A 22,887-nucleotide genomic window follows, 5' to 3' on the forward strand; every position below is an offset into this window, starting at 1 on the left:
AGGGGAAGAGCGGAGAGGGCGGGGAGGGACTGAGTCAGAGGGCGTTCGACGCCTCGGACGGGGCCGGGGGGCGCCAGGACAGCAGCCGGTGCTCGAGCTTGCTGATCAGCCACTCGGCGCCGAGCACGATGACCGAGATGACGAGCATCGTCGCGAACACACCATTGGGGTCGAAGTTGTTCTGCGCGGTCTTGATGACCAGGCCGAGGCCGCTCTGTGCGCCCAGCACCTCCCCGACCAGCGCGCCGACGATGGCGAATCCGAACGCGCTGTGCAGACTCGCGATGATCCAGGTGAGCGCGGACGGCACGATGACGTGGCGGATGATCTGCATCTGCGAGGCGCCGAGCACCCTGGCGTTGGCGAGGATGTTGCGGTCGACCTCGCGGACGCCCTGGAAGGCGTTGAAGAAGACGATGAAGAACACCAGCACCGCGGCGAGCAGGATCTTCGGGGTCACGCCGATGCCGAAGGCGACGATGAAGATCGAGCCGAGGACGATGCGCGGGATCGCGTTGACCATCTTGATGTAGGGGCCGAGCACGTCGGACAGGAAGCGGCTCTGCCCCAGCGCCACGCCGAAGACCACTCCGGTGACGGACCCGAGGGCGAAGCCGGCGAGCGCCTCCTGGATCGTGGTCCAGATGTTCGAGTAGAAGGACCCGAACTCCGTGCCGTTCTGGAAGAGGTCGACCAGCCGCTTGGCGATGCCTGACGGCTGCCCGAAGAAGAACGGGTCGACGATCCCCCACGTGGTGAACGCCTGCCAGCCGCCGATGACGACGACCGCGAGGCCGATGCGGCCCGCCCACACCAGCGCGACGCGGCGTCGGACGGCGCTTCTGGCGGCGGCAGCGGCCGATACCTGACCGCCGCTGACCGGAGCGGCGGGAGCGGTGGACGTCGTGGTCATGCCTTACCTCCTGCGGTGCGTGCGTAGGCGCGCTCCACCTCCTCGCGCAGCGTGTCCCAGATCTGGTGCTGCAGTTCGATGAAGCGGGGCTCGAAACGGATCTCCTGGACCGAGCCGCGCGGGCGCGGCAGGTCGATGTCGAAGACCGCTTTGACCGATCCGGGGCTCGACGTCATGACGACGACGCGGTCGGCGAGTGCCACGGCCTCGTCGAGGTCGTGGGTGATGAAGACGACGGACGGCCGGATCTGCTCCCACAGGGCCAGCAGCTCGGTCGACATGATCGCCTTGGTCTGCACGTCGAGGGCACCGAACGGCTCGTCCATGATCAGGATCTTGGGTTCGTTGATCAGGGCCGCGGCCATCGCCACTCGCTTGCGCATACCGCCGGAGAGCTGGTGCGGGTAGCGGTCCTCGAAGCCCGAGAGGCCGACCCGGCGCAGCCAGTCACGAGCCTGCTCCTGTGCCCGCTGCTTGGGCACGCCACGGAAGACCGGGCCCATCAGCACATTGCCGAGCACGGTCTTCCAGGGCAGCAGGGCGTCGGCCTGGAACATGAAGCTGACGCCGTCGGTGATGCCTTCCACCTCGCGGCCGCCGACCTTGACCGATCCCTCGCTCGGCCGGTCCAGGCCGGACACCATGCTCAGCGTCGTCGATTTGCCGCAGCCGGTGGGGCCGACCACCGCGCAGAACTGGCCCGGCTCCACGGTGAACGACACGTCTTGCAGCGCCGTGAACACCTCACCGGCAGGGGTCAGGAATCGCTTGGTGAGCCCGGAGATCTCGATGCGCGCATCCTCACGCGCTGCTGCGCCTGCGGTCGCCGTACCGCTGATCGGGCTCTTCGCGACATCGTTTCGCGAAGCCATGGGGGGCCGTCTCCTTCCACGCCTCGAGGGGCGGGTTCCACACGTCGTCGGGTCGAGTTCCGCACCTCGTCGGGAGCGGGTGAAGGCAGACGCTAGAGGCCACCCGGTGTTACGTCGCTGTTTCACAGGTATCCCGCGATAGCCGCGTAACCCGGGGTTCTGCTCGTTCTGCTCAGTGAAACGGGGCTGGGCAGGATTTCGGCCATCAGGCACAATCGCGCCACGCGGGTCCTGCGCAGGGGCCGGACCCGGCACTACGTACGACAGGGGCAAAGAGGCGCCTGTGATGCCCATCCGTACCTGGATCACCCGCGGCGGCAGAGGGAAGCTCTCCGCCCGGATCCTCGCCAACCAGCTGTTCATCCTCGGCCTCACCGGCGTGATCGGCTTCGTGCTGTTCGCGTTCGCACAGCGGGGCGAACTCGACCGTTCCTACGAGCAGCGCGCGCTGGCCATCGCGCAGACCACGGCCGCCGAGCCGCAGATCCGTCAGGCCATGGCGGACGGCACCGACAGCGGCGTGGTGCAGACCACCGCCGAACGCATCCGGAAGGCCTCAGGGGCGTCGTACGTGGTCGTGCTCGACCTGCGTGGCATCCGTCACTCGCATCCCATGCCGCAGCTCATCGGCGAGCCGGTGAACGAGCCGATCGGGGTGCTGGACGGCCGTCCGCGCGTCGGCAGCGACCAGGGCGCCACCGGGCGGTCCGCCAACGCCAAGGCGCCTTTGTACGGGCCGTCCGGCAAGCTGGTCGGCGAGGTGTCGGCGGGGCTCCCGGAGCGGTACGTGCTGGGCGAGCTGTGGCGTGAGCTGCCGACCTTCGGCCTGTACGCGGCGATCGCCACCGCGCTCGGTTCGGCGGCCGCGTACCTGCTGGCGCGGCGGCTCAAGCGGACCACCTTCGGGCTGGAACTGGAGGAGATCGCCGGGCTCTTCCAGGACCGCGAGGCGATGCTGCACGGCATCCGGGAGGGTGTGGTCGCCTTCGACCCCGACGGCAGGGTCACCGTGGTGAACGACGAGGCCCGGCGGCTGCTCGGGCTCGGCACCGCGCTCGGCAGCAGGCTCGAGGAGGTGCTGCCCGACGGCCGGCTGCGGCGTGCGCTGGACGGCACCGTGAGCGGTACCGACGTCAGCGTCCTTACCGACGAGCACTGCCTCGTCGTCAACCGCATGCCGGTCACGCTGCGCGGCCGCGAACTCGGCGCGGTGGTCACCGTACGCGACCGCACCGAGCTGATCGGACTGCTGCGGGAGCTGGACTCCGTACGGGGGCTCACCGACGCGCTGCGGGCCCAGCAGCACGAGTTCACCAACCGGATGCACACGCTGGCGGGGCTGCTGGACATCGGCGACCACGACGCGGCCTACGAGTTCGCCGTCGGATCGGTCGGCGCCGGGCAGGCACTGACCGAGTCGGTGCGCCGACGGATCGGGAACTCGCTGATGGTCGGGCTGATCGTGGCCAAGACCACGGTCGCCGCCGAACGCGGCGTGCGGATCGTGCTCGACGACGACTCCGCGCTCGGCCAGGACCCGCCGCATCTGCGCCGGCTGCTGACGATCGTCGGCAACCTGCTGGACAACGCGGTCGACGCCGCGGCGGACGGACCGCCCCCGGCGGGCGGCCGCCAGGTGCGCCTCACCCTCACCGAGGGCCCCGACCATGTGACCGTGCGGGTGGCGGACACCGGGCCGGGGTCCCGTCGGGCGCCGCCGAGGCGATCTTCGAGGACGGCTGGTCGACCCGGCCCGAGCGGGGCACCGCCCGGCGCGGCCTGGGGCTCGCCCTGGTGCACCGGCTGGTGCAGCGGCACGGTGGCACGGTCGCGGTCAGCGAGGGCCCGGGCGCGGTCTTCACCGTCGTCCTGCCGCTGCCGGACACGGCCCCCGCGCCGCAGGGCGCACTGTTCACAACGGCGTTGCCGGTGGGAGGCGACCGCTGATGATCCGAACCCTGGTCGTGGACGACGACTTCCGGGTGAGCCACATCCACAGCGAGTACGTGAGCCGGGTCCAGGGCTTCCAGGTGGTCGGCGAGGCGGCGACCGTGGCCGACGCCCTGGAGGCGGTGCGCACCCTGCACCCGGACCTGCTGCTGCTCGACATCTTCCTGCCGGACGGCAGCGGGCTCGATGTGCTGCGCCGGCTCACCGGCGACGAGGGCGGCTCCCGGCCGGACGCGTTCATGATCACAGCGGACCGGGACATCGAGTCGGTCCGCACCGCCATGAAGCTGGGCGCCGTGGGATACCTCGTCAAGCCCTTCGGCTCCCCGGACCTCTGCGGGCGGCTGACCGCCTACCGCGAACTCCAGCACCGGGTGCACGCACTGGGACCGGCCGCCGAGACCGAGCAGGCCGATGTGGACGCCCTGTTCAGCGCGACCCGGCCGCCGGCCGTCCCGCGGGTGCCGGCCAAGGGGCACTCCGCGCCCACCCTGACCCTCGTCCACCAGGCGCTGCTCTCCGCCGGCGGTCCCGTGTCGGCGGCCGAGGCGGCCGAACTCACCGGGGTCTCCCGGGCGACGGCCCAGCGATACCTGTCCTACCTCGTCAAGGAGGGCATGGTCCGCCTGGAGCTCCGGTACGGGGCGACGGGGCGTCCGGAGCACCGGTACCGCATCGTCACCTGACCGCCCCGCTCACAAGCCGTCGCTTTCCGGTCCCGTCCGCCACATTTTCCTTCCCGTTCTGTTCCCCGACCGCCGCCTTCCCGTCGCCGACCTGATTTCGCCGGTGCGGAAAAGCGGACCGAGCGGGCGGCCGACCACACACCGTGGGTGTGACTTGCGTCTGACCTGGTGAGACACGCGGCCGATGCCGGGGTGTTGACCGTACGATCGGGCAATGCCTGACACGACCGAAACCACGCCCGGCTGGCTGACTCCCGACGAGCTCGAGCTGGCGCGAGCCCGCATGCCGATCCTGTACGTGGAAGCCGTGCCCGTGCGCGTCGACGACAGCGGTGAAGTCACCAGCATCGGACTGTTGCTGCGGATAGGGCCCGACGGGACCGTCAGCCGCACCCTCGTCTCGGGCCGGGTGCTGCACCACGAACGGGTCCGTGACGCCCTCCTGCGCCATCTGGAGAAGGACCTCGGACCGGTGGCACTGCCCCGCGTTCCGCCCTCCCTGCAGCCCTTCACCGTCGCCGAGTACTTCCCGACACTGGGGATCACCCCGTTCCACGACCCCCGCCAGCACGCGGTGGCCCTCGCCTACATCGTCCCGGTGGCCGGCGACTGCCGTCCCCGCCAGGATGCGCTGGACCTGGAGTGGTTCAGCCCCCAGGAGGCCGCGTCGGCCGTGGTCCAGAACGAGATGCCGGGCGGGCAGGGCGTCCTGCTCAAGCAGGCCCTGGCCCACATCGGCTGCCTGCCCTGAGCGACTGCCGGACCTGAGCGACTGCCGGACCTGAGCGACGCGGCCGCCGGCCAGGTGCCCCGACGGTGCCGGGCCGGTGGTCGCGTCGGCGGTTACGCCTCTCGGAGCCCGAATCCCGGGCTGTCAGTGCACTGCGTCCAGCCGCGCCCTCTGCTCCGCCGTCAGTTCAAGTTCCACCGCGGCCAGGTTCTCCTCCAGCTGCGCCACCGACGAGGCCCCGGCCAGCGGGATCACCGGCAGGTCGCCGCCGATCTGCCAGGCCAGCACCACCTGGTTGACACTCGCCCCGGTCTCCCGCGCCACCTCCCGCAGCACCGCCAGCCGCGCCGGGGTGCCCGGGTGGTCGAAGTCGCGGGGCAACGGGACGTCCTGACGTGCGTAGGCGCCCTTGAGGAGCGGTGAGTACGCGACCAGGGTCAGGCCCGGCTCGGCGCGCAGATAGCTCAGCAGCTCCGCAGTGGTGCCGCCGAGGCTGCCGTCCGGGAAGATCTCCTCGGGGATGTCGGTGCGCGGGCGCAGATGGCTGTGCTGGTATTGCAGCACCTCATAGCCGGGCAGCCCGGCCGCCGCCGCGAGGGCGCGGGCGCGCTCCACCCGCCAGACGGCGTGGTTGCTCACGCCGAGCAGGCCGACCGTGCCCTCCGCGACCAGTTCGGCGAACCCCTCGACGGTCTCGCGCAGCGGCACCGTGTGGTCCTCGATGTGCGCGTACAGCAGGTCGAGCCGGTCCACACCGAGGCGTTCCCGGCTGCCTTCGGCCGCCTCCCGGATCGCCTTCGCCGACAGGCCCTCGGCGTTGTCGACATAGCTCGTGCCGGGGGCAAGCGGGCGTGCGCCGAGCTTCGTGGCGATCACGATCTCGTCGCCGACGCCGCGGCTGCGGCGCCAGCGGCCGAGCAGTTCCTCGCTCTGGCCGCCCTGTCCGTCGTCGGTCCAGAAGGCGTAGTTGTCGGACGTGTCGATGAAGTTGCCGCCCGCCTCGACATAGCGGTCGAGGACGGCGAAGGAGGTCTTCTCGTCCGTCCGCGAGCCGAACAACATCGCGCCGAGCGCGAGCACGCTCACCCGGCGGCGGGTCTTCGGATCGGCGCCGATCGTCCGGTACTTCATGGTGGTCCCTCCCGTCGCCGCCCGCCGGTGCGGGCTCGATCGGGAGTCTTCAGCTTCAAGTGCGCTTCAAGTCAAGGGCGGTGGCGCGCCGGGGAGCGATGTGAACGCGTGGTGCCTGTGCGGCAGCGTCCGTCGGGTGTCTGGTCGCCCGCTGGACCATGTGACATAGTACTGACCGTGAGTCAGCGACTGACCTGCGATGTCGTGGTCGTCGGCGCCGGAATGGTGGGCGCCGCCTGTGCGCTGTACGCCGCCCGCGGCGGTATGGACGTCGTCCTCGTGGATCGCGGCCCGGTGGCCGGCGGTACGACCGGCTCCGGAGAGGGCAATCTGCTCGTCTCCGACAAGGAACCTGGGCCGGAACTCGAACTCGCCCTGTATTCACTGCGCTTGTGGAGGCAACTGGCCGAGGAGCTGGGACCGGCGATCGAGTACGAACCCAAGGGCGGTGTCGTCGTCGCCTCGTCCGCCGAAGGGCTCACCGCCCTGGCGGACTTCGCGGCCGCGCAGCGGGCCGCCGGGGTCGAGGCGGAGGTCGTCGCCGCCGACGAGCTCCGCGACCTGGAACCGCACCTGGCCCCGGGCCTCGCGGGCGGCATGCTGTACCCGCAGGACTGCCAGGTGATGCCGACGCTCGCCGCCGCGCATCTCGTCCGCGCGTCCGGTGCGCGCCTGCTGACCGGGCGGACCGTGACCGAGGTGCTGCGCACGCCGCAGGGAGCCGTGCACGGGGTGCGCACGACCGGCGGTGACATCCTCGCCCCGGCCGTGGTGAACGCCGCCGGCACCTGGGGCGGGGAGTTCGCCGCGCTGGCGGGAGTGCACCTGCCGGTCCTCCCCCGGCGCGGGTTCGTGCTCGTCACCGAGCCGTTGCCCCGCCGGGTGCGGCACAAGGTGTACGCCGCCGACTATGTCGCGGACGTGGCCAGCGACTCGGCGGCGCTGCAGACCTCGCCGGTCGTCGAGGGCACGGCCGCGGGTCCCGTCCTGATCGGGGCGAGCCGTGAACGGGTCGGCTTCGACCGGTCGTTCTCCCTGCCGGTCCTGCGGGCGCTGGCGGCGGGCGCGATCCGGCTGTTCCCCTTCCTGGAGCAGGTACGGGCGATGCGCACCTATCTCGGCTTCCGGCCGTACCTGCCGGACCATCTGCCCGCCATCGGCCCGGATCCCAGGGTGCCGGGGCTGCTGCACGCCTGCGGCCACGAGGGGGCCGGGATCGGACTCGCCACCGGGACCGGGCAGTTGGTCTCGCGGGTGCTGAGCGGCAAGGCGCCGGAATTGGACCTCGGGCCGTTCCGGCCGGAGCGTTTCGAGCGGGAGGCCGTGTGAATCAACTGGAGTCGGCCGGGACCCGGCCGGGCCCCGCCTTCACGGTGACCTTCGACGGTCGTGAGATCGAGGCGCTGCCCGGTCAGACGGTCGCGGCGGCGCTCTGGGCGGCGGGCATCACCTCATGGCGCACCACCCGGCGCGAGGGCCGGCCACGCGGGGTCTTCTGCGGGATCGGCGTGTGCTTCGACTGCCTGGTGACCGTCGACGACCGGCCGAACCAGCGCGCTTGCCTGGTGCCGGTGCGGCCCGGCGATGTGATCCGTGCGCAGGAGGGGACGGGGCATGCGGACTGACCTCGCGGTGATCGGCGCGGGCCCGGCGGGGCTCGCCGCGGCGCTCGCGGCAGCGGCGCGCGGCGTGCGCGTCACACTCGTCGACGCGGCCCCCGAGGCGGGCGGCCAGTTCTACCGGCAGCCCGCCGCCGGACTCGGTGCGCGGCGCGCGCGGGCCCTGCACCACCAGTGGCGCACCTGGCTGCGGCTGCGCGAAGGACTCGACCGGCACCTCGCGGCCGGACGCGTCAGCCACCTGGCGGATCACCATGTGTGGTGCGTGGAGCGGGAGTCGGAGGGGTTCGCCGTGCACGCCCTGCTCGGGCCCGAGCAGGAGCGTCCGGTCGCCGTGCGGGCCCGCGCCGTGCTTCTGGCGACCGGCGGCTACGAGCGGGTGCTGCCCTTCCCCGGCTGGACGCTGCCCGGGGTCGTCACCGCCGGCGGCGCACAGGCCATGCTCAAGGGCGCACTGGTGGTGCCGGGGCGCAGGGCGGTCGTGGCCGGGACCGGGCCGCTGCTGCTTCCGGTTGCGACCGGTCTCGCGGCGGCGGGGGTGACGGTCGCCGCGCTCGTGGAGTCGGCCGATCCGAGGGCCTTCGTACGGTGCGCCGGGGCCCTGGCCGGCCGGCCCGGCAAAGCGGTCGAGGCGACGGCGTACGCGGCCCGGCTGCTGCGGCACGGGGTGCGGATCCTCGCCCGGCACACCGTGGTCGAGGCGCAGGGCACCGACCGGCTGGAGGCGGTGACCGTCGCCGCGCTCGACGCCGATGGACGGGTCCGGGCGGGCACCGCGCGCCGTGTCCCTTGCGACACCCTCGCCGTCGGGCACGGCATGCTCCCGCACACCGACCTCGCCGAAACCCTCGGCTGCCGCATCGACGGGGCGAGCGTCGCCGTCGACGACGAACAGCGCACCGGCGTCCCGGGGGTCTGGGCGGCGGGCGAGGCCACCGGGATCGGTGGTGCGGCGCTCGCCCTGGCCGAGGGGCACATCGCCGGACGGTCCGTCGCCGCGCGGCTCGCCGGTGCCGTGCCCGATCCGCGGGGTGGGAGCGCGCCGGGCGGAGCCGGGCGTCGCTGCGCGCGTTCTTCGCGGCGCTCGACAACGCGTATGCGCCGCCTGCCCGCTGGGCCGAGCAGGTCACCGACGACACCGTGGTGTGCCGTTGCGAGGAGGTGCGCGCCGGGAGCGTACGGGAGGCCGTCGCCGAGTTGGGCGCCGGTGATCTGCGGACGGTGAAGCTGCTGACGCGGGCCGGGATGGGCTGGTGCCAGGGCCGGGTGTGCGGGCCCGGGGTTGCCGGGATCGCCGGGTGCGCGGAGACGGTGATCCGGAGGCCGCTCGCCCGGCCGGTGCCGCTCCGGGTGCTGGCCGGGGAGCCCGGAGAGGACCGTCGACAAGAGGACCATCGGTAACATGTCACACGTCATCGAGATGGGGTATCGCGTATGACCGTCCCGGAGCATCGCCCCTGGCGCGGCGTTCTCGTCGCCACCGCCCTTCCGCTCACCGACACACTCGCCGTCGACCACGCCAGGTTCGCCGACCACTGCGCCTGGCTGGTGGAGAACGGCTGCGACGGTGTCGTGCCGAACGGCTCGCTCGGCGAGTACCAGGTGCTCACCCCCGAGGAGCGTGCCCGGGCCGTGGAGACCGCCGTGTCCGCGATCGGCGGGGCCCGGGTGATGCCCGGCGTCTCCGCGTACGGTTCGGCGGAGGCCCGCCGCTGGGCCGAGCAGGCGCGCGACGCGGGCTGTGCGTCGGTGATGCTGCTGCCGCCGAACGCCTACCGCGCCGACGAGCGCTCCGTGCTCGCCCACTACGAGGAGGTGGCGAAGGCGGGGCTGCCGGTGGTGGCGTACAACAACCCCATCGACACCAAGGTCGACCTCGTCCCCGAACTGCTCGCCAAGCTGCACGGCGAGGGGTTCGTCCACGCGGTCAAGGAGTTCTCGGGCGACCCCCGCCGCGCCTACCGCCTCGCCGAACTCGCCCCGGAGCTGGACCTGTTGATCGGTGCCGACGACGTCCTGCTGGAGCTCGCGGTCGCCGGCGCCAAGGGCTGGGTGGCCGGTTACCCCAACGCCCTCCCCCGCGCCTCGGTGCAGTTGTACCGCGCTGCGGTCGCGGGCGACCTCGACACCGCGGTTCCGTTGTACCGGCAGTTGCACCCACTGCTGCGCTGGGACTCCCGCGTGGAGTTCGTCCAGGCGATCAAGCTGTCGATGGACGTCGTCGGCCGGTACGGCGGTCCCGTACGGCCGCCTCGCATGCCGCTGCCGGCCGAGCAGGAGGCCGCCGTGCGCGCCGCCACGGAGAAGGCCGTCGCGGCAGGGCTCGCGTAGAAGGGAGGCCGGTCATGCGCAGCAAACTCGTCCTGCACGCCGTCGACTCCCACACCGAGGGCATGCCGACCCGGGTGATCACCGGCGGCATCGGCACCATCCCCGGTGCGACCATGAACGAGCGACGCCTGTGGTTCCGTGAACACCGCGACGACGTCAAGCAGTTGCTGATGAACGAGCCGCGCGGGCACGCGGCGATGAGCGGCGCGATCCTCCAGCCGCCCACCCGTCCCGACTGCGACTGGGGCGTCGTCTACATCGAGGTCTCCGGCTATCTGCCGATGTGCGGGCACGGCACGATCGGGGTCGCGACCGTCCTCGTGGAGACGGGCATGGTGGAGGTCGTCGAGCCGGTGACCACCATCCGGCTGGACACCCCGGCGGGTCCCGTCGTCGCCGAGGTCGCCGTCGAGGGCGGCGCGGCCAAGGCCGTCACCCTCAGGAACGTGCCGTCCTTCTGCGTGGGCCTCGACCGCAAGGCCACCCTGCCCGACGGGCGCACGGTGACCTACGACCTCGCGTACGGGGGCAACTTCTACGCGATCCTGCCGCTGGCGGAGTTCGGGCTGCCGTTCGACCGCGCCCGCAAGGACGACATCCTCGCGGCCGGGCTCGCGCTGATGGAGGCGATCAACGCCGAGGAGGAGCCCGTCCACCCCGAGGACCCGACGATCCGCGGGTGCCACCACGTCCACCTGTACGCGCCGGGGGCCACCGCCCGGCTGTCCCGGCACGCGATGGTCATCCACCCGGGCTGGTTCGACCGCTCCCCGTGCGGTACGGGTACCAGCGCGCGCATGGCGCAGCTGCACGCACGCCGCGAACTTCCGCTGCACACCGAGTTCGTGAACGAGTCCTTCATCGGGACGCGGTTCACAGGGCGCCTGCTGGGGACCACGGAGGTCGCCGGCCGCCCCGCGGTGCTGCCCAGCTTCACGGGGCGGGCGTGGGTGACGGGCACGGCGCAATACCTTCTGGACCCGGAGGACCCGTTCCCGGCTGGGTTCGTGCTGTAGTCCCCTGCCGCAGCCGCCCGGTACGGGAACGCCGGAGCACTGGGACACTGGTGCTGCGTGACATTGCATCCTTCGAGGAGACAGAAACACCATGGCCGCCCCGCGCCCCAGCTCCCCCTCCCCCGCTCCCGCCCTGCCCACGCTCGGCGGCAAGAAGAGCAGTTACCGCGAGCGGGTGGCCGACGCCCTGCGGGCCGCGCTTGTCGCGGGCGAGCTGCGCCCCGGCGAGGTGTACTCCGCGCCGACGCTGGCCGCCCGCTTCGGCGTCTCGGCGACCCCGGTGCGCGAGGCCATGCTCGACCTGGTCAAGGAGGGCCTGGTCGACACCGTCCCCAACAAGGGCTTCCGGGTCACCGAGGTCTCCGAGAAGCAGCTCGACGAATACACCCACGTCCGCTCCCTGATCGAGATCCCGACCACCGTGGCGCTCGCCCGGACGGCCGACCGGGTCTCGCTGGAGGCCCTGCGCCCGGCCGCCCGGGAGATCGTCACCGCCGCGGCGGCCGGGGACCTCATCGCCTACGTCGAGGCCGACACCCGCTTCCACCTCGGCCTGTTGGCCCTCGCCGGCAACGCGCACCTCGTCGAGGTGGTCGGTGACCTGCGCAAGCGGTCGCGTCTGTACGGGCTGACCGCGCTCGTCGAGGCGGGCCGGCTGCTCGCCTCGGCCCAGGAGCACCTCGAACTCCTCGACGCCCTGCTGGAAGGGGACGAGGGGGCCGTACGGACGGTGATGACCCGTCACATCGGGCATGTCCGCGGCCTGTGGGCCGCCCACGGCCGGGACCAGGACCGAGCGCGCGACTGACCACGCCCGCGCCGCGGCCCCGGTCCGAGGTCGGCGGCTCACCGCTCGGCGGCTCACCGTTCGGTGGCAGACACCGAAGGGTGGTCAGACCCGAATCAGCGGCGTGTCGTAGCCGCATCCCACATCAGCGGCGTGTCGTCGAAGACCACAGCGATCCTGATCTTCGTCCCGGCCGCGATCGTCCCCGGAAGCGTCACGTTCCCCTTCTGGTCCTGGTCGAAGGCAACCGGGCCGAGGTCGGTGACCCTCCCGTCGGGCGCGAACACGTAGACGTGGCCCGTCGTGTTCGCGTGCAGGGCCCTGCCCGCCGGGTCCGATGCCGCCGCGTCCAGCGACACGGTGGCCTTCACGCCGACCCGGTTCGCCGGGATCAGGCTCTTCGACCGCTCGGCCCTCGTCAGGTCCGCGGCGGCCGGAGCCTGCTGGACGAGCTGCCACTCCTGCGAGCCGTCGCCGACCGCGTTCTGCAAGGTCAGCGCCGCCCCTCGGGACGCACCGGTCAGGTACACGTTCGTGTTCCTGGCCGACTGGAACGTGTAGTAGCCGTCGGCGGTCCTGATGATGTTCCAGCTGCCCGTCGCGCTGTTGTCGACCCACTGGCCGATCCTCTGGCCGACCGTCGCGTTCCCGGTCCAGACGGCCGCCGCCCGGCCGCCCGACTTGTTCAGCAAGGTCACCCCGCCGTTCGGTTCGGTCACCACGTGCCAGTACTGGGTGTCCGCGTTCGCCACGGAGCCGGGGTCCTCCAGGCGGACGTCGGGCACGTCGCCGTTGCCGAGGTTCGCGTCGTTGGTCTTGCCGCCGGTACCGATCACCTGGCCGGTCTTGCGGTTCACCAACCGGTAGTAGGCGCCCTGCGAATGACCGAGATCCACCTCGGCGTACGCGATCGTCGACGTGCCCTGGTTGTTGAGTATCTCGATGCGGCCGGTGCCGGCGACGTACTGCAGGTTGCGGCTGTAGCCGGCCGGTGAGGTCGTCTGGTACTCCTTCCACACGCCGTCGCTGCGTCCGCTCTCGTTGACCCAGACGTCGCCGCTGCCGGCGGCGTTGTAGACCAGGCGCCCGTCGGGAAGTCTGATGACGACCGGGCTGCCGTTCACCGCGAGCGGGTGGGAACCGGCGTCGACCGGCAGGGAGGTGACGGGGTTGCCCGTCGACGCGGAGTAGAACTTCAGCGGGTTGTCGGAGATCGCGTACCGGGTGTTGACTCCGCCGCCCCAGTACTCGTAGGTGAGGAGCCACTTGCCGTCCGTCGTCGGGACGACGTTGGTCATGCCCGGCCGCCCACCGCCGATCTCCGTCTTGCCGCCGCCCATGTCCTGGGTGAGTCCCGGGACGTCGACGACGGGACCGCTCCACTGCGCACTGCGGCCGTTCCAGGTCCTGTGGACGAGGATCTGGCCGTGCGAGTCCGCGGCGGTGTCGTTCGCGGGATCCGGTGTCGGGGCGCCGGTGACGGGATCGAAGCCGGTGTAGTCGTTCTCGTCGGAGTAGTAGCAGACGAGTCGGCCCTCGTAGACCATCAGGTACGGCTCCCAGAGGGGATCCACCTGCTTGTACGTGTTCGCCTCGGAGACGTTCCGGCCGATCGCGCCCGCGCTGCCGCCCTGCCAGCCGCCCGTGGCGACGACGTTGACGACCTTCCACGAGACGCCCTGGTCGGTGCTGGAGTACAGGGCGATCGCCAGGTCCTTGCGGTCTCCGTCGTTGGACGGCGTCCAGTTCGGGTCGGCCGCCTTGTGCTCTTTGTAGTAGTAGTCGTCGCCCGACACGACGCTCGCCAGGAGCAGCGTGCCCGCCTTCAGGTTCCCGATGTCCTGCGGAAGCACGTACAGGTACGGGTTGGTCCAGTTGCTCGTGTACTTGGCGTACCGGGGATCACCGGAGAGGTACGCCGGAGCCTTGACCTGTGACAGCGGCTGCCAGGACGTGCCGTGGTCGTCGCTCTTGTAGACCGGGAGAGTCTCACCGTCGGCGCTTCCCGTCGACGGCACGACGGTCGCCTTCTCGAAGGACGCGACCAGACGTCCGCTGGGCAGCAGCGCCGACTTCGGGTAGATCGCGCAGTTGCCCCGGCCTTTCAGACACGGTTCGTTCCCGAGCTGGTACAGGATCCCGCCCGTCGGGTTGTACGCCTGCGCGCCGGCCATGGGTATCGCCGCCATCGCCGATGCCGCGATGAAGGTTCCCAGCGCCTTTCCCAGCCGTCTTCTCCGCACAGCCCCTCCTTGGTTTTCCGTGGCTCGGTTCATCGGCCTTCTCCTCGCCGGGGATCGGGTGCCGCGGCGAGCACGCGTACGTCCCACGCCCCGAGCACCAGCTCGGTGCCCGACGCGATCTCGTCGCCGTCCAGGACGTCGGTCAGTTCGACCGGAGCGGCGACACGGGCGGCCTCCCAGCTCCAGTTGTGGACGATGTGGACGCGGCGTCCGTCCGGGGAGGTGCCGGTCGTCGCGGTGACGGACGCGGGGAGGTCACGCCAGCCGTGGCGTGCGGTGGGCACCAGCCACGCGGCGAGCGCGCGGGCGAAGGCGCGGTCCGGAACCGTGCCGACGTACGTGATCCGGCCCTCGCCGTGGCGGCGGGTGGTGACCGCGGGCCAGCGGCCGAAGTGCGGGTGCTCGTACGTGGCGAGGACGTCGGCGTCGGTGACGATCAGGCCGTCCGCCCACCGCGTGGCCGTCGCGCCCTCGGGCAGGTGGAGGAGGCCGCCTGCCGTGGCGTGGACCGGGATGTCGCGGACGAGGTTGCTGAACTCGTCGTAGTGGACGCCTGCGGCGTCGGCGAGCCGCCCGGGTGCCCTTTCGTGCCGGGCCCGTGCCTGGTGGTCGGCGTAGGCGGTGCGGGGACCGAGGACGAGGTGGCCGCCCGCGTGGGCGTAGGCGGCGAGCCAGTCGATCGTCTCGTCGTGGGCGATGTACAGAGCGGGGACCACGAGCACCGGGTGGCGTCGCGCGGCCGCCTCGGGCGGCATGCCCGGCCGTTCGCCGCGCGGGTCGTGCAGTTGGCGGGCGTGGACGATCCGCACCTGACGGCGCGCGTCGAAGGCGCCGCGGTAGAAGGGGTCGAAGATGCGGTGGTAGGCGGCCGGGTCCGGTTCGCCGTCGGCGGTGGCGAGGGGTGGGTGCTGCTGCATGAGCCACTTGCTGGGCGTCGAGTAGACCATCGTGATGTCGGCGTCCGGCTCGATCCCGGCCACGAGCGGGCCGGCCTTGTCGAACTCGGCTCCCAGCCGCGCCAGTTCCGCATACGCACGGCCGGGTCGCCCACTGTGCGGCAGGACACCGCCCCAGTACGTCTCCGCGCCGAAGCGCAGGGTCTGCCACTGCCAGTACTCGATCATCCGCGCACCGCGCGCCACGTGTGCCCACGCGGCCTGCCGCCACTGGCCGTCGTAGGCGGGGCGGTTGTCCCAGGCGAAGCCGATGGAGCCCGCGTTGGTCTCGGTGACCAGGAACGGCTCCTGGCGTGAGGAGAACATCCAGTCCGCCGTCTGGTACATCGCCCACACGCCGGTGGTCTTCCAGATCTGCTCGTGGTCGTCGGGTGTCGGGTCGGGCAGCAGCAGCCCGTCCTGCATGTCGTAGTACGGGTTGCCGGAGGCGATGTCGAGCGGGTCGGTCAGCTCGTCGTCCTCAACTCCTCGGCGGGTGTAGGAGATGCAGGTGGTGACGAACTGGCCGGGGCGGGCGTACTCGCGCACGATGTCGGCCTGCCAGCCGATGAACTCGGTCACCTGGCTCGCCTGGAACTCCCGCCAGGCCAGGTCGTACTGGGGCTGGGCGTTGCCGTCCGGGGCCCACAGGTCGGCCCACGTGGACAGCCGGTGGGACCAGTACACGAGGCCCCACTCGCGGTTGAGGGTCTCGACATCGCCGTACTTCTGCCGCAGACGGTCCACGAAGCGCTGGAAGACGCCGTGGTTGTGGAAGAGGTGCAGGCCCGGTTCGTTGTCCACCTGCCATCCGATGACGGCCGGGTGGTCGGCGTACCGGGCGACGATCTTCCGGATGACCCGCTCGGCGTGGAAGCGGAAGGCGGGGTGGGTGAAGTCGACCTCCTGGCGGGCACCCCAGCCGATCCGCTGCCCGGTGGCCTGCTCCGCGGTGATCTCCGGGTACTGGCGGGCCAGCCACGGCGGCACCGCGTACGTCGGCGTGCCGAGGATGACGGAGATGCCGCGTTCGTGGGCGCCGTCGAGGACCGGCTGCAGCCAGTCGAGGTCGAACCTCCCGTTCTCCGGCTCCCACGTCGACCAGACCGACTCGCCCACCCGGATCACGGTGAACTTCGCCTGGGACATCAGGTCGAGGTCGGTCTTGAGCCGCTCGTCGGACCGCAGTTCGGGGTCGTAGGCGGGCGTGTACTCGTGGTAGTAGGCGGCGCCGAACAGGACGCGGGCGGGCAGGACCGCCATAGGGAGAACCTCCGGGAGAGGGTGAAGGGTACGAGTGGGGCGCTCGAGCGTCACTGCTTGACGCTTCCGGTCGCCAGGCCGCTCTGCCAGTAGCGCTGGAGCAGCAGGAAGGCGATGACGAGCGGGACGATGGAGATCAGGGACCCGGTCACGACGAGCGGGAGCATGTCGCCGCTGGCCCCGGCCCCGCCGTTCTGCGCCTGGGCGGCCCAGGAGGAGAGGCCGACCGTGATGGGGTACAGCTTCGGGTCGTTGAGCATGATCAGCGGCAGGAAGTAGTTGTTCCAGGTCGCCACGAGGGTGAAGAGGAGGACGGTCACCAGGCCGGGGGCCAGCAGTCTCAGGGCGATCCGGAAGAAGATCCGCCCCTCCCTCGCGCCGTCGATGCGGGCGGCCTCGAGGAGGCTGTCCGGGACGGCGTCGGCCGCGTAGACGCGCATGAGGTACAGGCCGAACGGGTTGACGAGCGAGGGCAGGATGACGGCCCAGGGGGTGTTGACCAGGCCGACCTTGGCGAACAGCAGATAGGTCGGGATCGCCAGCGCGGTGGCCGGGACCATGATGGCGCCGAGCACCAGGTTGAAGGCGGCGCGGTCGCCGCGGAAGCGGAACTTGGCGAAGCCGTACCCTGCGGCGGCCGCGAGCAGCGCGGCGCCGAGCGCGCTGACGACGGCGTACACGGCGGTGTTGAGGAGCCAGTGCACGAAGACGCCGTCGTCCTGGGTGAAGGTCGCCCTGATGTTCGCCACCAGTTGCGGGGCGTGCGAGAACCACAGGCCGAAGCGGTTGATCAGGTCCTGGGTGCTCTTGGTGGAGGCGACGAGCAGCCAGAACAGCGGGAGGAGGAAGTAGGCCAGGGCCGCCAGCATGGCGATCGTCAGCGGAGTGCTGCGCCGGCGTGACGCGGAGCGGCGTCGTGCCGGTGCGGTGGGGGCCGGGTCCGCCGGTGCGGTCGTGGCCGTGGTCATCGTCGTCGTCACGTGGCCCTCCTGAGGTTCGCGGTGAGCAGGACGGCGTAGGAGGCGATGACGATGACCAGGCCCAGGAGGAAGGACACCGTGGCCGCGTAGTTGAGCTGGTTGCCGGTGAAGGCGAGGGAGTAGGCGTAGAGGTTGGCGGTGTAGGAGCTGCTGATGACGTCCGGGGCGATCTTCATCAGCAGGCTCGGCTCGTTGAACAGCTGGAAGCTCCCGATGACGGAGAACAACAGGGTCAGCAGGAGCGCCGGCCTGAGTGCGGGCAGTTTGACGGACCAGGCGATCCGCCAGGGGCCGGCTCCGTCCATCGCGGCCGCCTCGTACAGATCGTTCGGGATGGTACGCAGGGCCGCGTACAGAATGATCATGTTGTAGCCGACGAACTCCCAGGTCACGATGTTCGCCAGGCTGCCGAGCATCCAGCCGTCGCTGAGGAAGTGCGGGGCCGGCAGGTCCAGCTTCCGGCTCGCTTGCGCGAACGGGCCGAAGTCGGGGCCGTACAGATAACCCCACATGAGTGCGGCGACCACGCTCGGGACCGCATACGGGACGAAGATGCCCAGCCGGATCACGCGCGCCAGCCGCAGCAGGCCGCTGTCGAGGGCGAGGGCGAACAGCAGGGCCAGCAGCAGCATCAGCGGGACCTGGATCACGAAGAACAGTGCCACGCGTCCGACGCCGTGGAGGAGGAGCGGGTCCTTGAGAGCGGTGACGTAGTTGTCCAGGCCGACGAAGACGTTTCCGCCGATGAGCCGTTGCTGGAACAGGCTGAGGTAGGCGGCGTAGCCGAGCGGGGCAAGGTACAGCAGAAGGAAGAGGAGCAGGAACGGGGCGGTGAACAGCGGTCCCGCCGCGCCGCGGCGCACGGGAGGGCGGGCCTTGCGGGAGGTCGCGGTGGTGGCCGACATCATCAGGCTCCCCGGACGGTGAAGCCCTGGTTCTTGGCGTACGTCGTGAGCCGCGACTGCCAGGTGCCGAGCGCGGCGACGGTGTCGGACCTGCCGGCGAGGGACTTGCCGACGGTCTCCGTCCAGTCGGTCGCCGCCTGGTCCAGGAACGGCGGCCACTGGAACGAGGGCGAGACCGTGCCGCTGATGTCGGCGAAGATCTGGTTGACCTTCTGGCCGCCGTAGAAGGCGGGCGCGTCGCCGGTGAAATCCGCGTCCGCGAGCAGGGCCTTGGTCGCCGGGAAGAAGAACTGCTTGGTGGCGAACATCTTGGCGCTCGCCGGGTCGCTGTTGAGGAACTGGGCGAACCGCGCTGCCGCGATCGGGTTCTTGGTCGACCGGAGGACGGCGGTCGTCGAGCCGCCCCAGTTGCCCGAGCTGGGCTTGGACGCGTCCCACTGCGGCAGCGGCGCCGCCCGCCAGTTGCCCGAGGTGGCCTTGGCCGACCCGGACAGGAAGGCGGGGCCCCAGGCCGCGGTGAGCCAGGTGGCGTACTTGCCCTTGTTGAACCCGGCGTACCACGCGTCGGTGAAGTCCGGGTCGGTGCTGATGACGCCTTCCTTCGCGAGTCCGCCCCAGAAGGAGGCGAGTTTCTTGGAGGTCGCGTCGTCGACGCTGATGGAGAGGGTGCTCTTGCCGGAGGTCGCGTACGGTTTGGCGCCCGCCTGCCAGAGCAGGCCGTGCCAGGCGGCGGGTTCGTTCGCCGCGAGGTTGGTCAGGTAGACGTCCGGGGCGGCCTTGTGCAGCTTGCGCGCCGCGGCGGCGAACTCGTCCCAGGTCTGGGGCACCTGGATGCCGTGCCTGTCGAAGATGTCCTTGCGGTAGAGCATCCCCATCGGGCCGGTGTCCTGCGGGATCGCCCACACCTCGCCGCCCGGTCCGCTGACCTGCCCCCACGTCCAGTCGACGAACCGCTCCTTCAGCGCCGAGGCGCCGTACGGGCTCAGATTCAGCAGGCTGTCCGTGATCGTGAAGGTGGGGATCGCCTGGTACTCGATCTGTGCCAGGTCCGGGGCGCCGGTGCCGGCCTTCAGCGCGGTGCGCAGCTTGGTGTAGTGGGCGACGCCCTGGCCGGCGTTGACGACCTTGACCTTGATGGCCGGGTACTTCTTCTCGAAGAGCGCGACCTCCTGCTCGATGTCCGGGACCCAGGTCCAGAACGTCAGCTGGGTCGGTGTCTTCATCGCCTTGTCGATGTCGGCCTGGCTCGCCGGCTTGGCGGAGGAGGACGAGCCCGAGGTGCCGCTGCCGCCGCTGCACGCGGCGAGCGTGGCGCCGAGGGACACCGCTCCGGTCGAGGCGAGGAACCGCCGACGGCTCAGGGAGGACGTGGGAACGAAGGATCGGGGCATGGTGAACTCCCGCCGATGGGCATAGGGACACAACGCCTGGCGAGGCGCGTCTCACGGGTGGGAAGGTGAGGGGGGTGGTGAAGGGGTGAGGGGCCGACGCCGCTACCGGGGTATCGGGGGTCGCCATGTTCGGGTAGGCGTCGCGCGGGCTGCGTACGGGACGCGCGTCACATGGCGTACAGCGGAAGTCGAGGGTCGTGGAGGCGTTGCGGAGCGGTGAGCACAGGTCGGCCCACCGCCCGGCTGTGAGCGGGTGCCGCTCGGGCCGATGAGTGGCTGATCAGTCGGTGACGGGCGGTCCGTCTCCTGTCGGGGGTGCGTGTGCCGAGCCGCGCGAGCGCGGGGCCGCGCGCCGCCTGCCTGCCGGGGCCTTTCGGGCCCGAGGGCGGGCGGTGGAGGCGCGGACGACGAGTTCGACCGGTGGATCACTCGCGGGCGCCGGCTCCGCGTCCGGTTTCTCGATGGCCTGCACCAGAAGCCGCAGCCCCTCCCGCGCCACAGCGTCGAAGGGCTGGCGCACCGTGGTCAACGGAGGGGTCACATACGCGGAGACGGGGCTGTCGTCGAACCCGACGACACTCACGTCCTCCGGCACCCGCAGGCCCGCCTCCGCCAGCGCACGGATCAGACCGATGGCCATGTCGTCATTCGCCGCGAACACCGCCGTCACATCCCCCTCGCCGACAAGCTCACGACCCGCCGCATACCCGGACGCGGCCGACCAGTCACCCTCGACGACCGCAGGCTGATCCCTGCCACGCGCCACCAGCGCCGCACGCCACCCCTCAAGCCGGTCCCGAGCAGCAAACCACCGCCCAGGACCCGCAACGTGATGCACCGTCTGATGCCCCAGATCAAGCAGATGCTCCGTGGCCGCACACGCCAGCAACTGCGCCCCCACCCCCGCGACCACCACCCGGGGACCGCCGAACGCGGCGGGCGCACCAAGGACGAGAACCGGCACATCGACACCCACCGAGACCTCACCCTCGTCGATGGGCTCGGAAACCACGATGCCGTCCACACCCTGCTCGAGCAGCGACTCCACCGCCCCCGCGACTCCCCCAGCCTCACCCTCCAGCGTGTTCACCACCCGAAGCGCATAGCCCGCATCCCGCGCGGCACGCTCGATACCGATGAGCAGCGAGGCAGGACCGTACAAGGCCGTACCCAACGCGACCACACCGATGGACCGGGTCCGCCCGGAGGCCAGCGCCCGGGCCGCACCGTTCACCCGGTAACCGAGCCCCTCGGCAGCCTCGAGCACCCGCCGACGCACCTCGGCCGAGACATACCGCTCACCATTGAAGACCCGGGACACCGTCTTCTGCGACACACCCGCCAAACGCGCCACATCCACACTCCGCGGCGCGACAGGACCCGCACCCCGCCCTCCCACTCGCGTCATGACGTCTCCGATTTCCCCGGCAGCTCGGATCCCAGCACAGTCGGAGCTTTCGCATACACCCGATCGGCTGTATGACTGCGCTGTCATGACTGCGGTGTCATATCTACGCAGTCGAACAGAACGTGTCAAGACTGCGCGCAACACCACGGCGACCCGCCCGTAGTGCACGGGCGCCCTCCGCTCTTCCGTGCAGGTGCGACACACCTGGCACAGCGCGGCCGACCGGCTCCGCACCGCCGTTGTGCGCAATCCTGGGCCGGGCGCACCGCCCACACGGCCAGTGGTGCACGAGCGCTGGGCCGCGACTCGCCGAGGAGGACGCATGACCACCCTTGCCGACCCCGTCCCCGGCGGGCGCCCGGGTGACGTCGAGCGGGCCACCGCGCTGGAGGTGGAATTGTCGGCGCGGGGGGTGCACGGCGTCGTCCTGGCGTACGTCGACACCGCGGGCATCGGCCGGGTGAAGACCGTCCCGACGGCCCGGCTCTCGTGGGCGACCGCCTGGGGGGTGGGAATGTCCCCGGTGTTCGACACCTTCCTGGCGAACGACGCCATCGTCTCCACCGACGTGCTGGGCTCCCCGGACGGCGATCTTCGCCTGTATCCCGACCTGGACCACCTGGTGGTGCTGTCCGGACAGCCGGGCTGGGCCTGGGCCCCGGTCGACCGGATCACCCAGGAGGGTGAACGGCACCCGGCGTGCAGCCGCAGCTTCCTGCGCCGTATCGTCACGGACGCGGCTCGGGACCACGGCATCACGTTCAAGGCGGCCATCGAGGTCGAATGGGCCGTCGGGCAGGGGGCCGCACCAGGGGACGCGTTCGTCCCCGCGACATCCGGTCCTGCCTACGGCGCCACCCGGCAGGTCGAACTGAGCGACTACGCCGTCGAGTTGCTCGCGGCGTTCGCGGCGCAGGGCGTGGAGGTCGACCAGATCCACCCCGAGTACGCGCCCGGGCAGTTCGAGATCTCGGTCGGCGCGCTCGACCCGGTGGCCGCAGCCGACCGGAGCGTGCTGGTACGGCAGACCATCCGCGCGGTGTCCCAGCGTCATGGACTGAAGGTCTCCTTCTCACCGGCGGTCTCGGCGGAAGGCGTCGGCAACGGCGGGCACGTCCATCTCTCCGCCTGGCGTGACGGGGCGAATCTGCACGCACATGGCGAGCGCCGCTACGGCATGACCTCCGCGGCGGAGTCGTTCGCCGCGGGCCTGCTCGCCCACTTGCCGGCCCTCACGGCGGTGACCGCCCCCAGCCCGGCGAGCTATCTGCGCCTCAAACCCTCGCAGTGGGCCGGCGTCTTCACCGCATGGGGTCACGAGACCCGCGAATCCGCGGTGCGCGTCATCACCGGCACGGCGGGCATGCGCAGCCGGGCGGCGAACCTGGAGGTGAAACCGGTCGACCTGGCCGCCAACCCGTATCTGGCGCTCGGATGCCTCATCGCCGCAGGCCTCGACGGCCTGGAGTCGTCCTCGCCGCTGCCCGAGGAGATCACCGGAGATCCCGCACGGTTCACCGCCGAGGAAGCGGTGGCCCGGGGCGTGCGCCGGCTGCCGACGTCACTGGAGGAGTCCGTCCGGAACTTCCGCGAGGACGAACTGCTTCGCACCGCATTGGGGCCGGTCCTGGCGGACGCCGTGATCGCCGTGCGCCTCGGGGAGATCGCAGCGGTGGCCGGGCTCGACGACGAGCTCGTGGCAGCGGCTTACCGGTGGAAGTACTGAG

Annotated in this window: 16 protein-coding genes and 3 pseudogenes; 10 read left to right on the plus strand and 9 right to left on the minus strand. The window is 71.2% G+C overall.

What is annotated here, in order from left to right:
* Positions 1 to 34: 34 nt before the first annotated feature.
* Entirely contained in the window at positions 35 to 913 is an 879-nt protein-coding gene (locus N8I84_RS06360; RefSeq protein WP_263228637.1) for an ABC transporter permease, read from the minus strand.
* Positions 910 to 1,785 (minus strand): ABC transporter ATP-binding protein, encoded by an 876-nt coding sequence (locus N8I84_RS06365; protein WP_263228638.1) that lies wholly within the window; start codon positions 1,783 to 1,785, stop codon positions 910 to 912. The genes N8I84_RS06360 and N8I84_RS06365 overlap by 4 nt, the downstream gene beginning before the upstream one ends.
* A gap of 286 nt (positions 1,786 to 2,071) precedes the next feature.
* On the opposite strand from N8I84_RS06365, the pseudogene N8I84_RS43080 reads away from it, so the two are divergent.
* The 3 genes and pseudogenes from N8I84_RS43080 to N8I84_RS06385 all read left to right on the plus strand — a co-directional run bounded on the left by N8I84_RS43080 (position 2,072) and on the right by N8I84_RS06385 (position 5,172).
* Positions 2,072 to 3,732: pseudogene (locus N8I84_RS43080) on the plus strand (ATP-binding protein).
* Positions 3,732 to 4,421: a response regulator gene (locus N8I84_RS06380; protein WP_263228639.1), complete on the plus strand. Its 690-nt coding sequence runs from the start codon at positions 3,732 to 3,734 to the stop codon at positions 4,419 to 4,421. Before N8I84_RS43080 ends, N8I84_RS06380 begins: the two are co-directional and overlap by 1 nt.
* A gap of 214 nt (positions 4,422 to 4,635) precedes the next feature.
* Positions 4,636 to 5,172, plus strand: coding sequence for an NUDIX hydrolase family protein (locus N8I84_RS06385; RefSeq protein ID WP_200422004.1), 537 nt, complete (start codon positions 4,636 to 4,638; stop codon positions 5,170 to 5,172).
* A 123-nt stretch (positions 5,173 to 5,295) separates the two neighbouring features.
* On the opposite strand, the gene N8I84_RS06390 is transcribed toward N8I84_RS06385, so the two are convergent.
* A complete protein-coding gene (locus tag N8I84_RS06390) occupies positions 5,296 to 6,282 on the minus strand; it encodes an aldo/keto reductase (RefSeq protein ID WP_263228640.1) in 987 nt (328 codons plus the stop codon).
* 177 nt (positions 6,283 to 6,459) lie between these two features.
* Between N8I84_RS06390 and N8I84_RS06395 the strand changes: the two genes are divergently transcribed.
* The 6 genes and pseudogenes from N8I84_RS06395 (at position 6,460) to N8I84_RS06420 (ending at position 12,056) form a co-directional block, all read left to right on the plus strand.
* Positions 6,460 to 7,611, plus strand: a complete 1,152-nt coding sequence (locus N8I84_RS06395) for an NAD(P)/FAD-dependent oxidoreductase (protein ID WP_263228641.1) — start codon at positions 6,460 to 6,462, stop codon at positions 7,609 to 7,611.
* Positions 7,608 to 7,907, plus strand: coding sequence for a (2Fe-2S)-binding protein (locus N8I84_RS06400; protein ID WP_263228642.1), 300 nt, complete (start codon positions 7,608 to 7,610; stop codon positions 7,905 to 7,907). The genes N8I84_RS06395 and N8I84_RS06400 overlap by 4 nt, the downstream gene beginning before the upstream one ends.
* A pseudogene (locus N8I84_RS06405) lies at positions 7,897 to 9,302 on the plus strand (FAD-dependent oxidoreductase). Before N8I84_RS06400 ends, N8I84_RS06405 begins: the two are co-directional and overlap by 11 nt.
* Positions 9,303 to 9,335: 33 nt before the next feature.
* Positions 9,336 to 10,232 (plus strand): dihydrodipicolinate synthase family protein, encoded by an 897-nt coding sequence (locus tag N8I84_RS06410; protein WP_263228643.1) that lies wholly within the window; start codon positions 9,336 to 9,338, stop codon positions 10,230 to 10,232.
* Positions 10,233 to 10,246: 14 nt separating this feature from the next.
* Entirely contained in the window at positions 10,247 to 11,248 is a 1,002-nt protein-coding gene (locus N8I84_RS06415; RefSeq protein WP_263228644.1) for a proline racemase family protein, read from the plus strand.
* A gap of 91 nt (positions 11,249 to 11,339) precedes the next feature.
* Entirely contained in the window at positions 11,340 to 12,056 is a 717-nt protein-coding gene (locus tag N8I84_RS06420; RefSeq protein ID WP_263228645.1) for a GntR family transcriptional regulator, read from the plus strand.
* Between the two features lie 422 nt (positions 12,057 to 12,478).
* Here N8I84_RS06420 and N8I84_RS06425 read toward each other — a convergent pair.
* The 6 genes and pseudogenes from N8I84_RS06425 to N8I84_RS06450 all read right to left on the minus strand — a co-directional run.
* Positions 12,479 to 14,224 (minus strand): annotated as a pseudogene (locus tag N8I84_RS06425) (RICIN domain-containing protein); the annotation flags it as partial.
* A gap of 83 nt (positions 14,225 to 14,307) precedes the next feature.
* Positions 14,308 to 16,476 (minus strand): beta-galactosidase, encoded by a 2,169-nt coding sequence (locus N8I84_RS06430; RefSeq protein ID WP_263228646.1) that lies wholly within the window; start codon positions 16,474 to 16,476, stop codon positions 14,308 to 14,310.
* A 50-nt stretch (positions 16,477 to 16,526) separates the two neighbouring features.
* Positions 16,527 to 17,444: a carbohydrate ABC transporter permease gene (locus N8I84_RS06435; protein WP_263234681.1), complete on the minus strand. Its 918-nt coding sequence runs from the start codon at positions 17,442 to 17,444 to the stop codon at positions 16,527 to 16,529.
* Between the two features lie 8 nt (positions 17,445 to 17,452).
* Entirely contained in the window at positions 17,453 to 18,361 is a 909-nt protein-coding gene (locus N8I84_RS06440; RefSeq protein WP_263228647.1) for a carbohydrate ABC transporter permease, read from the minus strand.
* 2 nt (positions 18,362 to 18,363) lie between these two features.
* Positions 18,364 to 19,752, minus strand: coding sequence for an ABC transporter substrate-binding protein (locus N8I84_RS06445; protein ID WP_263228648.1), 1,389 nt, complete (start codon positions 19,750 to 19,752; stop codon positions 18,364 to 18,366).
* A 280-nt stretch (positions 19,753 to 20,032) separates the two neighbouring features.
* Complete coding sequence (locus tag N8I84_RS06450; RefSeq protein ID WP_263234682.1) at positions 20,033 to 21,112, minus strand: LacI family DNA-binding transcriptional regulator; 1,080 nt, start codon at positions 21,110 to 21,112, stop codon at positions 20,033 to 20,035.
* Between the two features lie 370 nt (positions 21,113 to 21,482).
* Here N8I84_RS06450 and N8I84_RS06455 point away from each other — a divergent pair, with 370 nt between their 5' ends.
* Positions 21,483 to 22,886, plus strand: a complete 1,404-nt coding sequence (locus N8I84_RS06455; protein WP_263228649.1) for a type I glutamate--ammonia ligase — start codon at positions 21,483 to 21,485, stop codon at positions 22,884 to 22,886.
* The last annotated feature ends 1 nt before the right edge of the window (position 22,887 follow it).

It is taken from the genome of Streptomyces cynarae (genome assembly GCF_025642135.1).
Classification (GTDB): Bacteria; Actinomycetota; Actinomycetes; order Streptomycetales; family Streptomycetaceae; genus Streptomyces; species Streptomyces cynarae.